14 protein-coding genes are annotated in these 13,232 nt (G+C 59.5%); 8 read left to right on the top strand and 6 right to left on the bottom strand.

Annotation, left to right across the window (positions count from 1 at the left end):
• Positions 1-87 precede the first annotated feature (87 nt).
• The 8 genes from PY649_RS08465 (at position 88) to PY649_RS08430 (ending at position 7,550) form a co-directional block, all read left to right on the top strand.
• A complete protein-coding gene (locus PY649_RS08465; protein WP_285867813.1) occupies positions 88-861 on the top strand; it encodes an HpcH/HpaI aldolase family protein in 774 nt (257 codons plus the stop codon).
• A complete protein-coding gene (gene leuC / locus PY649_RS08460; RefSeq protein ID WP_285867812.1) occupies positions 858-2,309 on the top strand; it encodes a 3-isopropylmalate dehydratase large subunit in 1,452 nt (483 codons plus the stop codon). Before PY649_RS08465 ends, leuC begins: the two co-directional genes overlap by 4 nt.
• The gene (gene leuD / locus PY649_RS08455) at positions 2,309-2,932 is read left to right on the top strand and encodes a 3-isopropylmalate dehydratase small subunit (protein WP_285867811.1); all 624 of its coding nucleotides are present in this window, start codon (positions 2,309-2,311) and stop codon (positions 2,930-2,932) included. Before leuC ends, leuD begins: the two co-directional genes overlap by 1 nt.
• 87 nt (positions 2,933-3,019) lie before the next feature.
• Positions 3,020-3,856 carry an ABC transporter ATP-binding protein gene (locus PY649_RS08450; protein ID WP_285867810.1) on the top strand — a complete coding sequence of 279 codons (837 nt, stop codon included), beginning with the start codon at positions 3,020-3,022 and terminating at the stop codon, positions 3,854-3,856.
• Positions 3,856-4,605, top strand: a complete 750-nt coding sequence (locus PY649_RS08445; RefSeq protein WP_285867809.1) for an ABC transporter permease — start codon at positions 3,856-3,858, stop codon at positions 4,603-4,605. The genes PY649_RS08450 and PY649_RS08445 overlap by 1 nt, the downstream gene beginning before the upstream one ends.
• Positions 4,602-5,399 (top strand): ABC transporter permease, encoded by a 798-nt coding sequence (locus PY649_RS08440; protein ID WP_285867808.1) that lies wholly within the window; start codon positions 4,602-4,604, stop codon positions 5,397-5,399. The genes PY649_RS08445 and PY649_RS08440 overlap by 4 nt, the downstream gene beginning before the upstream one ends.
• Positions 5,400-5,430: 31 nt before the next feature.
• Positions 5,431-6,441, top strand: a complete 1,011-nt coding sequence (locus tag PY649_RS08435; RefSeq protein ID WP_285867807.1) for an ABC transporter substrate-binding protein — start codon at positions 5,431-5,433, stop codon at positions 6,439-6,441.
• 104 nt (positions 6,442-6,545) lie between these two features.
• A complete protein-coding gene (locus tag PY649_RS08430; protein WP_285867806.1) occupies positions 6,546-7,550 on the top strand; it encodes a LysR family transcriptional regulator in 1,005 nt (334 codons plus the stop codon).
• Positions 7,551-7,555: 5 nt separating this feature from the next.
• Here PY649_RS08430 and PY649_RS08425 read toward each other — a convergent pair whose 3' ends face one another.
• The 6 genes from PY649_RS08425 to chrA all read right to left on the bottom strand — a co-directional run bounded on the left by PY649_RS08425 (position 7,556) and on the right by chrA (position 13,223).
• Positions 7,556-8,878, bottom strand: a complete 1,323-nt coding sequence (locus tag PY649_RS08425) for a sensor histidine kinase (RefSeq protein WP_285867805.1) — start codon at positions 8,876-8,878, stop codon at positions 7,556-7,558.
• Positions 8,875-9,552 carry a response regulator transcription factor gene (locus PY649_RS08420; protein ID WP_285867804.1) on the bottom strand — a complete coding sequence of 226 codons (678 nt, stop codon included), beginning with the start codon at positions 9,550-9,552 and terminating at the stop codon, positions 8,875-8,877. The genes PY649_RS08425 and PY649_RS08420 overlap by 4 nt, the downstream gene beginning before the upstream one ends.
• Entirely contained in the window at positions 9,549-10,115 is a 567-nt protein-coding gene (locus tag PY649_RS08415) for a cytochrome b/b6 domain-containing protein (protein WP_285867803.1), read from the bottom strand. The genes PY649_RS08420 and PY649_RS08415 overlap by 4 nt, the downstream gene beginning before the upstream one ends.
• Before the next feature lie 3 nt (positions 10,116-10,118).
• Entirely contained in the window at positions 10,119-10,385 is a 267-nt protein-coding gene (locus PY649_RS08410; RefSeq protein WP_285867802.1) for a PepSY domain-containing protein, read from the bottom strand.
• A 143-nt stretch (positions 10,386-10,528) separates the two neighbouring features.
• Positions 10,529-11,725, bottom strand: coding sequence for an MFS transporter (locus PY649_RS08405; RefSeq protein ID WP_285867800.1), 1,197 nt, complete (start codon positions 11,723-11,725; stop codon positions 10,529-10,531).
• A gap of 82 nt (positions 11,726-11,807) precedes the next feature.
• Positions 11,808-13,223, bottom strand: a complete 1,416-nt coding sequence (gene chrA, locus PY649_RS08400) for a chromate efflux transporter (protein WP_285867799.1) — start codon at positions 13,221-13,223, stop codon at positions 11,808-11,810.
• Positions 13,224-13,232 lie beyond the last annotated feature (9 nt).

Genomic DNA, 13,232 nt, shown 5'->3' with positions numbered 1-13,232 from the left:
CGGCGACAAACATCCGGACGAGCTTGTCGCTTTTTCGTGTGCTTATATTTAGTATAAGTATTTATTTGCTCGGCGCGAGATAAGACCATGACGAGAGTACAACAGAAAAAACAATCCTTTATCGGTGAAATGCGAGCCGGTCGCCAGCAGATCGGCTTGCGCTCCCAGCTGTGCAGCCCGATAGCGGCGGAGGCCCTCGGTCTGAGCGGCTGCGACTATGTCTATATCGACATGGAGCATTCCCCCAACGATCTGATGTCGGTGTTGCAGCAAGCTCAAGCCATTGCGGGCACGCCGGCACATGTCCTCGTTCGGCTTCCGAGGTTGGATTCGCTGCTGATCCAGCAGCTTCTGGACCTCGGCATCGAGAACATCGTCGTGCCGATGGTGGAGACGGTAGAAGAGGCGCAAACGGCGGTTGCCGCGACGCGTTATCCGCCCGACGGCGTGCGCAGCGTCGCCAAGGTGCATCGCGGCAACGGCTATGCCGCAGGCAATGATTATTTCGATGAAATCGACGGCCGGGTCTGCCTGATTGTCATGATCGAGACGAAGGCCGCTCTGAGCCGTATCGAAGAAATAGCGGCGGTCGATGGCGTGCACGGCGTTCTGATAGGGCCGGCCGATCTCGCCGCGGATCTGGGATATGCGCGGGCCTCCAATCACGCAGACGTAACGAATGCCATTGCCGATGCAATTCCGAAAATCCGCGCCGCAGGGGCCTTTGCCGGCATGTCGGCGGGCGACGGCACCGCCGGCCGAAAATGGCTGGATATGGGCTGCCAATTCGTTTCTGTCGCCGGCGATATCCAAATGCTTGCTGCTCATGCGCGCGCGATGGTCAAAGAGGCCTCGGCATGATGGACGGCCGCCCCATGGATAGGACCGGGCCGCTGACCCTGTTCGAGAAATTGTGGAACAGCCACGTGGTCGTCACATCGCCGCATGGCGAGGACCTTCTCTATGTCGATCTTAATATGATCAACGAGGGCGGAGCGTTCCTGGCATTCGACCAGCTTCGGCTGGAGGGGCGCAAGGCTCGCCAGCCAATGCAGCAGATGGCCGTCACCGACCATTATCTTCCGACGATCAACCGTGGCGCCGGAACGCCCGGCATCGCGAATCCTGAAATCCGCCGCGTTGTCGAAATGCAGGCGGAAAACGCCCGGGATTTCGCCTTGCCCCATATCGACATGCATCATCGCATGCAGGGCATTGTCCATGTGATCGCTCCGGAACTCGGTATTGCGCAGCCGGGCATGATGATCACGTGCAACGATTCCCATACGGCAACGAATGGCGCCTTCGGTCTGCTGGCGTCGCCGATCGGGGCATCCAATCAGCTTCGGCATGTCATCGCCACCCAAACGGTGTGGATGAGCCGCCCGAAGCCGATGCGCATCGTCATCGACGGCGAGTTGCCTGATGGCGTGACGCCGAAGGACATCATCCTCAGCGTTATCGCACGTATCGGCGTCGGTGGCGCCGTCGGGCATGCCATCGAATATGCCGGATCGACGATCCGTGCGATGTCGATGGAAGGACGCATGACGATTTGCAACATGTCCGTCGAGGCCGGCGCGAAGATCGGTGTGATCGCGCCCGACGAAACCACATTCGCCTACCTTTCCGATCGTCCCAAGAGCCCGAAGGGCGAAGCCTGGACCAGGGCGCTGGACTATTGGCGCACGCTTCACAGCGACGACGGAGCGACCTTCGCCCGCGAGCTGCACATCGATGTGTCCGAACTCGCGCCGATGGTCAGTTGGGGCACCAGCCCGGAGGACTGTTCGCCGATTAACGGAACGGTCCCCGACCCGGCAATGATTCCCGATAGCGACCGTCGCCGTCATGTCGAGCGTGCGCTGGAATATCTCGATCTCGCACCGTCGACGCCGCTCAAGGACATCCGCATCGATCGCGTCTTCATCGGTTCCTGCACCAATAGCCGCATCGAGGATTTGCGCAGCGCCGCCGCGATTTTGAACGGCCGCCGCTCCGCCGTGCCGGGCATGGTTTCTCCGGGCTCCTCGTCGGTCAAGCGTCAGGCCGAGAGCGAAGGGCTCGATGTCATCTTCATGGCGGCCGGCCTCGAATGGCGCGATTCCGGCTGCTCCATGTGCAATGGTTCCAACGGTGAGCTGGTTGCGCCCGGCGAGCGTGCCGCATCGACGACGAACCGCAATTTCGAGGGCCGGCAAGGCCGCAACGCCCGAACCCATATCATGAGCCCAGTGATGGTCGCCGCCGCCGCCGTCGCTGGCCACCTGACCGATGTTCGCAGCCTGGCAGAACGGGAGATCGCATAATGAAGCCGTTCGTGACTCTGACAGCGATCGCGGCCCCGGTGGAGATTGCCAAGATCGATACCGGCATGATCCTGCCCGGACGTTACATGCGCCAGCACCGCCGTCCCGGCCATGACTACAGCGAAGCCTTTCTGCATGACCTTCGTTTCGATGAAAAAGAGCAACCGCGTGCCGAATTCTCGCTCAATCAGCAAGCCTATGTGGGCTGCGAGATCCTGGTCACGGATGCCGATTTCGGCTGCGGCTCGTCGCGCGAGGGTGCGGCATATGCCGTCCTCGATTTCGGCTTGCGGGCTCTGATCGGGCCGAGTTTCGGAGACATCTTCTATGCAAACTGTCTTCAAAATGGCATTCTGCCGATCGTTCTCCCCTATGAGGCCATCCACTCTCTGTGGCGGCAGCTCCGCCAGACGCCGGGTTCGACGATAACGATCGACTTGCCCGAACAGTCCGTCACCGCGCCTGACGGCTCGGTTTTCAAATTCGATATCAATGCCCTGCGCAAGCAGCGACTGGTGGAGGGCGTGGACGATATCGACGTCACCCTCGGTTATCTCTCGGCCATCGAGGCCTTCGAAACGACGCGTCGGGGCAGCATGCCCTGGCTGCCGACATCGGAATGAGGTCGGAAAAAACTTATATTTAGTATTAGCTTTCCTGTGGTGGCGTGATACGGTGGCTACGGGTTTGCGATAGGGAGGAGATCCTGTTTGCATACGAATAACAATCCCGCTTCTGCGCAAGCGCATTCAGCCATCGTGACACTGCAGGGCGTCAGCCAGACGTTTCCGTCTCGAGCCGGCGCGCCTGCCGTCCATGCGATGGGTCCGATCACGTTGGATCTTCGCCAAGGCGAATTCTTCTCGATCGTTGGTCCGTCCGGCTGTGGAAAATCCACGTTTCTGGAGGTTCTTGCCGGCTTGACGACCCCGACCGGTGGTGAGGTGCTGATGGACGGTAAACGCGTCCAGGGCGGCATCCCTGATGGCGTGGGCGTCGTTTTTCAGGAGGATGCGAGTTTCCCTTGGCTGACCGTGTGGAAGAACATCACGTTCGGGCTGAAGCGAAATGGGGTCGATCAGAAGATTATCAAGGAACGGGCGGAGCGGGCCTTGGCACTGACCGGCTTGACGGCGTTTCGTGACTCTTATCCGGCACAGCTGTCCGGCGGCATGCGCCAGCGTGTCTGCATTGCACGCACGCTTGTCATGGAGCCAAGGCTGATCCTCCTCGATGAGCCCTTTGCCGCACTCGATCAGCAGACGCGGCTGCTGATGGGCGACGAGGTCCTCAACCTCTGGCGGGCCACGGGGGCAACCGTCGTTCTGATCACCCACGCGCTCGATGAGGCGGCCATGCTGTCGGACCGCGTCGGCGTGATGTCCGCACGGCCCGGCCGCTTTATCGAAATCATCGAAACGGGCTGGGGTCGCGATCGCGACAGCCGGATCGCATCATCGGAGGAGTTCGGCACTCTGACGGCACATCTTTGGTCCCTGCTGCGCGAGGAGTCTATCCGCGCCAGCCAATATGCGAAGGCCGGATGATGACGCTTGGACAGATCAGACTGCTCGTCGTTGTGCTCTGCGTTGTCGCCCTCGAGGTCATCTGTCGCACGGGCCTGATCAGCGACTATACGCTTATTCCGCCTAGCGAGATGGCGGTGGCACTCTTTCAGTTGCTGCGAGACGGCAGCCTGACAGGAGAGATCGTCGCGACCCTGAGCGCCGTTCTCATCGCGATCGTCGGCGCCATTATCTTCGGCATTTTGGGAGCGGTAGTATTGCACGCCCTGCCGCGTTTGCGGCGCGCCATAGATCCGGTGCTGTCGATCTATTACTCGATCCCGATGTTCGTGTTCTACCCGCTGTTTATCGTCATTTTCGGGCTGACGGACACGCCGAAGGTGCTTCTGGGCTTCCTGCTTGCCGTTGTCACCATGATCGCCAGTACCCTTAACGGGCTCGATCGCGTTCCCAAGGTCATGCGCAAGACGGCCCGAATATTTAAACTGAGCAAATGGGGCACTGTCTGGCATATCATCCTGCCGTCGGCCGCCCCGCATATCTTCAATGGCGTCAAGCTTGCGATCGCACAGGCGTTCGTCGGTGTGCTTGGTGCCGAATTCATCTTGTCGACGGGCGGCCTCGGCTACCAGATCTTCTATGCGTTCCATGACTTCGATAATCGCACCATGTACGCCATCGTCCTGCTGGTGCTGATCATCGTCTCGATCGTCAATGCCGTGCTTCTCGGCTGGGAGCGCCGCTTGCGTCAACGCAGGGGGCTCGCATGACCAGCATCGACAGTTACAAGCCAATCGAGGTCGTTGAGAGATCCTCGATATGGAAACGGCATCAGCGTTCCTTCGATCTGCTGCTGCTGGCCATTGTGGTCGTGGCGGTCTGGCAGGTCTTTTTCCTGATCGGCGGAGCGGTTGCGCTGGCCTCGCCGCTGCAGGCGACACGTACCGCGATCGCCATGCTGACCTCGGCGGATTTTTGGGTCGACATCCGCGCGACCTTTTCCGCCTTCGCTTCTTCGGTCGTCATAGAGGCAATCCTCGGTATTTTGCTCGGTGCGATACTGGGTCTGCGGCGGATGACCGGCGATGTCGTCGAACCGATGATCGCCGGCCTCTATTCGATCCCGAAACTGATGTTCTTCCCGATGATCACGCTGTTCTTCGGGATCGGCATGAGTTCGGAAGTGGCCTTCGGCGTCTTGCACGGGATCATACCCATCATCCTTTTCACGATGAGTGCAGTGCGCAACATCAAACCCGTCTATCTCAAGAGCGCTCGTACGATGGGCCTTTCGACGACGCAGACCTTGTTCACGATCGCCCTGCCGGCGACCGTCCCGGAGATATTCACGGGTCTTCGCATCGGGATTTCGGGGGCGTTGATCGGCGTTATCCTCTGCGAGATGTTCGGCTCCAGCAAGGGCGTCGGCTTCCGCCTGATGAACGCCATGGCGAACAATGTCGTCGCCGATATTTCTGCCATCACGCTCATTCTGATCGTCGTCGCCGCTGTCCTCAGTGCGGCGCTGATGGTGATCGACGAGCGCCTGCATCGGCGAATTTAGTCAATCAAATCATCTAAATGGAGGAATGAGAATGAGGATGAATACTGGGCGGCGCGGGCTTTTGTCGATGGCAGCTGCCGCGGCCTTGATCTTCGGCGCAATGAGCGCACCGGCGCGAAGTGCGGAGATTGCTGCCACGAACTACGGCAGTTCCGTCATCGGGATGCCCTGGACGATCGCGGTGGAGAAAGGCTTCTTCAAGGACGCCGGTGTCGATGTCAGCGCCGTCATCGGTTCGCCTGGCGGCAGCACGGAGGTGCGCAACCTGATCGCGGGTGATCTGCCCTATGCCGACAGCGCGCTGATCCCGACGCTAAAGGCGATCAAGAACGGCTCCGACCTCAAGATCATCAGCGACAATACCCACACGTCGGCCCAGTTCGTCTGGCTGGTCAAGCCCGATTCTCAGATCAAGACCCTTGCCGACCTCAAGGGGAAGCGCATTTCCTTCACGACGCCGCTCAGCACCAGCCAGTCGCTGGATTTTCTGCTGATCGAAAAGGCCGGCCTGAAGCCCGGGGATGTGAAGCTGATTTCGACCGGCGCCTATGGCGCGGCGCTCACGGCGCTGCAAAACGACGGTGTGGACCTGGCGCTGGTGTCCGAACCGACCTACACGATGAACAAGAGCACGTTCAAACCGCTCTTCTGGTCACGAGACCTTTTTTCGGCGATCAACAGCTCCGTCGGCGTAACCTCCGCAAAGACGATCAAAGAGCATCCCGACATGCTCAAGGGCATTATCCAAGCACGTCGGCGAGCCGTGGATTTCATCCGGACCAATCGTGATGAATCGGTGGCCATCATTGCCAAAGTCTACAAGATGGATCCCGAGGTCGTGAAGGCCGTTCTGGCCGAACTCGTCGATCATCCTTCGTCTGATGGCTCAGCCTTTTTTGGCGACGGCGACATCAACCCGAAAGGGCTCGACGCGCTTGTCGACATTGCCCAGAAGACCGGCGACCTGAAGGAAAAAGTGGACTGGCGCGACTATGTCGACCAAAGTTTTCTTCCGCAGGATCTCCAGCGCAAGTTGAAGTAAGCGAGACTTCAACGTATCCTAAATCGGTTGAAATATGAAGAGATCCAGTGCGATAGGCAGAGGGCTTGCCGCACTGGACATGCCGAGAATGGAGAGGCCCCACATTGCTCACCCCCAAAATACAACGCTCTACATCGGCGGATGGGCTGTTTGGCGACAAGATCAATTTGCATCGGCTGGAGATCTTCGTTTCGGTTGCGGAGACCGGCAGCATGAGTGCTGCGGCCGAGAAATTCGGCCTTTCTCAATCGGCCGTTTCGCAGGCAATCGCAAAACTCGAAGAAGCAAGCGGAATTGATCTTTTCGACCGCTCCATCCGCCCGCCGGTGCTAACGCTGAAGGGCGCGACGTTCTTCAAACACGCCTCCGATGTCGTGGAAAGCGTTCGACGGCTTCAAAGCGGCCTTCGTTTCGAAAAGACGGCGCAACTGCCCATATTGCGCGTTGGCATGCTCAACAGCTTTGCCACGACCCTTGGACCGTTTATCATCAAAAGCCTTCAGGAAACGGCGGTACAATGGTTCGTGGACACCGGCTACGAAGCCTCAAGAATCATTGCTCTTCTCGACCGTCGCTGCGATTTCGTCATAACGGCTGACGAGGCTTCTCCCCCGCCGGGACTCATCGCCTTACCCATCTTCTCCGAGTCTTATCGAATCATCCTGCCCTTGGAACCCGAGGCGGCAGATAAATCCGCTCTCGAACGTATCGCCGGCATGAGCATGATCCGGTTTGGACGCGATCCCCACATGTTGTCTCGCATCGATCACTGGCTTGCTGCGGCCGGCGTCGAGACCATCGCCCGCTATCATCTCGATACGGTCGAGGGGGCGGCCCAGATGGTCGCTTCGGGTCTTGGTTGGAGCCTCCTGCCTCCGCTTGCATTCTTCCGCCTTATTGAACGCGGAGACCGGATAACGTCCATGCGCTTTCCAGGCGTTCCAATCCGGCGAACGATTTCGATCGTTGCTCGGGAAGACGAAGGCGCTGTGATCGCCAAGCGGATACAGCAGACCGCGCTTGAACTGATCAACGATATTTTTCTGCCCAGTTTGAAGAAACATGCACCGGACGCCTTCGATGATATCGAAGTGCATGATGGCATCTAAGAATTTTACGCGGGGCCAATTTCCAATTCAAAGACGTGGCCATGCTTGGACGAAGAGCGACGGAGCGAGCCTCCGTGTATTTCGGCAATGCGCTCCACGATTTTCAGGCCTATGCCAAGGCTGTCGGGGTGATGGCTAATATCGGCATTTCGCCGACAGCCCTCCGGAAATCGATCCTCGACCTGAACCGTACGGCTGCCCACCCGCACGACGATATTGGTATGGTCAGGCGTGTGGCGTACGGCATTTTCGATGAGATTGCGCAGAGCATCTCTCAGGAGGGCCGCAACACCCTGAACGATTGGCATGTCGATTTGAGCGGAAAGCTCGAGCGAACGTTTGCTCTCGTAAACCCATGGAGCAAGCTGCGCGACGACACTTGAAGACAGTTCGACGAGATCGACCTTTTCGAACATCGCATGATCGAACGTGTCGAGCCGAGCGAGCGTCGTCAGCTGTCCGACGAAACGCACGAGATCGTCAAGATCAGCTTCCGCCTTTCTCGCCCGTGGATGATCAATGCGGCCGAGTTCCAGCTTGATTGCCGCAAGCGGGGTGCGGACTTCGTGTGCGATCCCGGACGTCAGAACCTTCTGGGACTTCATAAGCTCCCCGACACGCTCGAAGGCGCGGTTCACGGCAATCGCAAGATGCGCAATCTCGCGCGGCATCTCCTGAAACTGCAGGTGCGAGCGCGAATTCATCGGGTCGATCTGGTCCGCCGCATCAGCCGCCGCCCGCACAGGTTTGAGCGCCTGGCGCACGGAAAGCAAGGTCGCACCAAGAACGAGCACCAGGAGAATGCTCATCGGTACGATCATATGTTCGATGATTTCGTTCCAGAGGACATCCGAGACGACATTTTGTGGATCACCAATCGTGGCCACGTCGACGATGAAGCGTTGATTTCCTACGATGAATGCGCGGCCGCCGACCAGCGTCAGCGGCCGGCCTGATTTCAGCGATCTTAGCCAGAAGTCCGGCGCGTTGACCTCCGGGGGAAGAAACCGGCTTTCACACGCATCGTCGCAGGATTCAAAAACCAGCGTACCTTTGGTGTCCCGAATTCGGGCCACATAGCCGGTTTGCGAATGCTGGTAGCGTTGGCGCACATTTTCGGGAAGCTCATAGCGGACACCTCCATCCGTCGCGGCGATGCCGGCCGCGAGCCTCTCGGTTTCCTGTTCGACGAACAGCCGCGAGAGCTCGCCGACATTCCAGTAATAGTCGAAGACGATGACGGCGAGCTGCAGGATCATTGCCAGCACGGCAAAGAATGCGACCCGTCGCGTCAGAATGGTGCCCAGCGTTGGACGTGACCGGCTCAACCGCGTACCTCGCGCATCATGTATCCCACGCCCCTGATGGTTTCGATCACGGCTCCGGTCGGATGTCCTTCCAGCTTCTTGCGCAGTCTGGAAATGGCCAGTTCGATGGCATTGCTGCTTTTCTCATCGCCGAATTCGGAAAGGGCATGCTCGATCTTTGGCTTGGGCACCACCGTGCCGCCGTTGCGCAGCAACAGTTCGAGCAGTCCCTTCTCGGACGGAGTGAGTGCAATCTCACTCCCGGCACAGGTTACGCGGCTCCGAGCCACCTCATATTGAATGGCCGCGAACTCCAATGTCGGCATGGCCGTTACCGGCGCCCGCCGCATCAGGGCGCGAATGCGCGCAATCAACTCGCCATTATGAAATGGCTTTGCGAGATAGTCGTCCGCACCCGCATCCAGACCGATGATGCGTTCGTCGATCGCCCCGCGTGCCGTCAGCACGAGAACTGGCATTTGAACCTTTGCCGACCGGAGTGATTTCAACATGGCAATCCCGTCTTCGTCAGGCAGACCGAGGTCGAGAAGAAGGAGATCGTAATCCGCTCTTTCGAGCGTAAGCCGCCCTTCCTGCGCGGTCGCGAAGGCATCGATTTTCCACCCGGCATCTCGGATGGTCTCGCAAAGCAGTTCGCGAAGCCGGGCGCTGTCCTCGATGAGCAGTATCCTCATGCCTTCTTTCGACCCGTGACCATGGACCAGACGAGATTTTCCCTGTGCCTCCAGCTTTCGATGACGGCCGCACCGGCATGAACAAAAGCGAGCACCATAATGCCGTTGGCAATGATGCCGTGCAATTCTTCCAGCCATTTTTCGCCCCAGAAGGCATCGAGCGTTGTCATCCAGCCGGTCAGCGCCGTCGCCGCGAGAAGCATCATCAGGCAGAGCATCATCACCGATGCCAGAGGATTGTGGCCAACGTACCGTTTCTCGTCGCCATCCAGAATACTAAGGATCTGGTTCATGACCTTTGCCGGTGTCGGCAGGAAGTCAGTGAACCGCGCGTGTTTCGTGCCAACGAAACCCCAGATGAAACGGAGGGCGATAGCGGCGGCAACAGCGTATCCTGTGACGCGGTGCCAGTATTTGCCTTCATCAAGGATGAAGAGGTTGAGGACGCAAGCCGTTACAATAGTCCAATGAAACAGCCTTACGACCGGATCCCATACCTTGATCATGCGCAAGGTGGCGGTGGAGGGCTGGGCGCCCTCCTTTTTCGATGAGATCGCCGTCATCGGTCAGTCGCCCATCTGAACGATGTCACCGGAGACCGGGTTGAAATAGACCTCGGCGCGACTGCCACTCTTGTCCTTGCCGTAGATTTCATAGCAATTGCCGGTGATCTGGAACGTTTTGACCTTGTAGCCCATCGCGTCGATCTTCGCTTTCATGGCGTCCTCGGACATCCATTTGGACTTCGGTTCGCCGGTGCAGCTTGGGCTCGCAAGTGCCAATGCCGGGATGACAGATATGATTGCGAGCGCGGCGATAAGTTTCAGCTTCATGATTTTACCCTTTGCTATTGCCCTTATGGGCGACGGGCAAATCGATAGAACGACGAACCTGTCCGTTTGCTGTCGGGATTCGTGATTAACGACATTTGGCGCGAACGGCGCCTGGACGTTTCGGCGGCTGAGCGATGCCGGGCTCAGCATTCCTCAGGTGGCTTGAGGTGCCGGAACTGCAACAGCAATAGCAGGTCGTAGGCGATTTTCAGTCCGGCGCAAATTAGGAGCGGCCAAGCCCGATAGGACGCAGCTAAGAGGGCACCTGCGAGCGCAGGGCTGGCCGCTGATGCGAGGCTGCGCGGCACGGACGTGAAACTTGCGGCGGCAGTGCGCTCCGCCTCCGTTACGACTGCCATCACATAGGAAGAACGTGTCGGCACGTCCATCTGAGAGAGCGCGGCCCGGACGAGCAGGAGGACGAGCACCAACGGTAAGGTTGGTGCGAAGGCTGCGAGGCCTAGAGCAATGCTGGATGGAATGTGCGTGAAGACCATTGTGTTGACAAGGCCTGCCCGTTTTGACAGCCAGGCGGCGACGGGGAATGAGAAGGCGGAAAGCACACCCGTCCAGAAGAAGAACACTCCCGCTTGAGAGAGCGAGAGGTCGAAACGCTCGAAGAGCCAGAGGGCGAGCAGCGACTGGACGACGAATCCTCCGGCAAATGCGTCGAGGCTGAACAGGGCGGCCAGCTTGATGACGATGGCACGCGACGGACCCAGAGGAGTCGACTTCTGAAGTTCGGGGCTTGCCGGGCGTGGCGGGATGCGAACGTAGACAAGGCCTCCAAGAACGCCCACGGCGGCGTAGAGAACGAACATTAGCTTGATGGCGGTCAATTGCTCCAGCCCCAGTCTCGTCATGACGTCCGGCGTGGCTGCTGCGAGCGCGCCAACGGCGCCGGCAAGCGCCCCGACAAGATTGTAGCGGGCGAACATGCTGGTGCGCTGAAGATCGGATGACTCGCGGGCGAGCATCGCGTGCTCAAGGGGCACGAAGACGCTTACACTGCCGGCCGACGGGTTCATCGTGCCTGCAAATGCGACCGCCAGCAGTGGTAGATAATCGTTGACGGCGGACATGGCGGCACCGGTTGCGACCATCAGGCCGGCAGCGGTCAGAAGCAGTCCGCGAAGATCGAAATGGGCACCAAGAAAGCCGATCACGATTGTCAGAAGCGCAGAACCGAAGAGCGACGCCGTGGCGATCACACCCACCTGCAGCGGTGAAAATCCCAGGGCGAGCAGATAGACCGGCAGCAGGATCGCGACGAAGCCGTCGGCGAAGTCACGTAGGGCGCGCGCCGCGAAAACGTATGTGACTGGCTGAATACCCTGCATTTCATCGCTTTCGATTACGCGTGGCTTTCGAGAGGCCGGATGTGGCGGTTCTTGTTCCGACGCCGAGTTCGATCTGCTAGCGCTAGATCCATCCCATGAGCGTTCCGTAGAGCAACCCAAGGATCGAGCAGGCGGCGAGCACCGCCAGCATTCCGACTTTGAAGCGGAACACCGCAACGATGGCGCCCAGTGTCAGGATCAGTGACGGGACGTTGACGGAGCTCAGCACCGGGAGATCGACGGCCATGCCGAGGCCGCGCGCTTCCTGGAGTTCACGGAACAACACATGCAGCGCGAACCATATCGCGAGGTTCAAGATCACCCCGACGACGGCCGCAGTGATTGCTGCCAGCGCCGCCGAGAGCGCCTTGTTGTTGCGCATGGTCTCCATGAATGGCGCGCCGAGGAAGATCCAGAGAAAGCAGGGGACGAAGGTCACCCAGGTCGTCAGCAGGCCGCCCAGCGTGCCGGCAAGCAATGGATTCAGCACGCCCGGCGCGCGATAGGCGCCCATGAAGCCGACGAATTGCGTCACCATTATCAGGGGGCCGGGCGTGGTTTCCGCCATGCCGAGGCCGTCCAGCATCTCGCCGGGCTTCAGCCAATGATAGTGGTCCACCGCCTGTTGAGCGACATAGGACAAGACGGCGTACGCACCGCCAAACGTGACCATGGCCATCTTGGAAAAGAAGATCGAGATGTCCGTGAAGACGTTGCCCTGTCCGAGAAATATTAACAGCGCCAGGACCGGCCCGCCCCAAAGCAACAGCCCGACCGCGGCGACCTTGAGCGACCAACTGACCGGCGGGCGGGCGTGGTCCGGAATCTCTTCGCCGAGAACGCTGTCGGCGTCGGCGACCTGTTTGCCGCCGACCTTGCCGTGGCCGTTGCCCGCGCGAAACGCTACCCAGCCGGCCCGGCCGCCGACGTAGCCGATGACACCGGCAGCCAGCACGACGAGCGGGAAGGGGGCGTGGAACAGGAAGAGAGCGACGAAGGCCGCGGCGGCAAGGCCTACCATCACGTTGTTCCTGAGGGCCCGCCGGCCAATCCGGAGAACAGCCTCGAGCACGATCGCCAGGACCGCGGCCTTCAATCCGAAGAAGAGCGCCTGGACGGCTCCGACATTGCCGAAGATGGCATAGATCCAGCTCAACGCCATGATGGCGACGACGCCGGGTAGCACGAACAAAGTCCCCGCCACCAACCCGCCCTTGGTCTTGTGCAGAAGCCAGCCGATATAGATCGCAAGCTGCTGCGCCTCCGGTCCAGGCAGCAACGTGCAGTAATTCAGGGCATGCAGGAAACGCGTTTCGCCGATCCAGCGCTTCTCCTCGACAATGATCCGATGCATGACAGCAATTTGACCGGCCGGGCCGCCGAAGCTTAGGGCGGCTACGCGCGCCCAGACGCGGACTGCTTCGCCAAATGAAATACCATGGGAGGGCGGATCAGTACGCCGTACCCCGGTAGCGTTGAGACTCTCGATCTCGTTCATCGTCGGGCG

The sequence above is a fragment of the Rhizobium mayense genome (genome assembly GCF_030272705.1).
GTDB classification, from domain to species: Bacteria; Pseudomonadota; Alphaproteobacteria; order Rhizobiales; family Rhizobiaceae; genus Rhizobium; species Rhizobium mayense.
Note: the sequence above shows the minus strand (reverse complement) of the source record. Positions and strands in the feature narration are given on the sequence as shown.

What these genes read in the sequence shown, in the direction of transcription:
- PY649_RS08410 (WP_285867802.1), bottom strand. Translation starts at nt 10,385, where the DNA reads ATGAAGCTGAAACTTATCGCCGCGCTCGCAATCATATCTGTCATCCCG.
- leuC (WP_285867812.1), top strand. Translation starts at nt 858, where the DNA reads ATGATGGACGGCCGCCCCATGGATAGGACCGGGCCGCTGACCCTGTTC.
- PY649_RS08435 (WP_285867807.1), top strand. Translation starts at nt 5,431, where the DNA reads ATGAGGATGAATACTGGGCGGCGCGGGCTTTTGTCGATGGCAGCTGCC.
- chrA (WP_285867799.1), bottom strand. Translation starts at nt 13,223, where the DNA reads ATGAACGAGATCGAGAGTCTCAACGCTACCGGGGTACGGCGTACTGAT.
- PY649_RS08440 (WP_285867808.1), top strand. Translation starts at nt 4,602, where the DNA reads ATGACCAGCATCGACAGTTACAAGCCAATCGAGGTCGTTGAGAGATCC.
- PY649_RS08445 (WP_285867809.1), top strand. Translation starts at nt 3,856, where the DNA reads ATGACGCTTGGACAGATCAGACTGCTCGTCGTTGTGCTCTGCGTTGTC.
- PY649_RS08465 (WP_285867813.1), top strand. Translation starts at nt 88, where the DNA reads ATGACGAGAGTACAACAGAAAAAACAATCCTTTATCGGTGAAATGCGA.
- PY649_RS08415 (WP_285867803.1), bottom strand. Translation starts at nt 10,115, where the DNA reads ATGACGGCGATCTCATCGAAAAAGGAGGGCGCCCAGCCCTCCACCGCC.
- PY649_RS08420 (WP_285867804.1), bottom strand. Translation starts at nt 9,552, where the DNA reads ATGAGGATACTGCTCATCGAGGACAGCGCCCGGCTTCGCGAACTGCTT.
- leuD (WP_285867811.1), top strand. Translation starts at nt 2,309, where the DNA reads ATGAAGCCGTTCGTGACTCTGACAGCGATCGCGGCCCCGGTGGAGATT.
- PY649_RS08405 (WP_285867800.1), bottom strand. Translation starts at nt 11,725, where the DNA reads ATGCAGGGTATTCAGCCAGTCACATACGTTTTCGCGGCGCGCGCCCTA.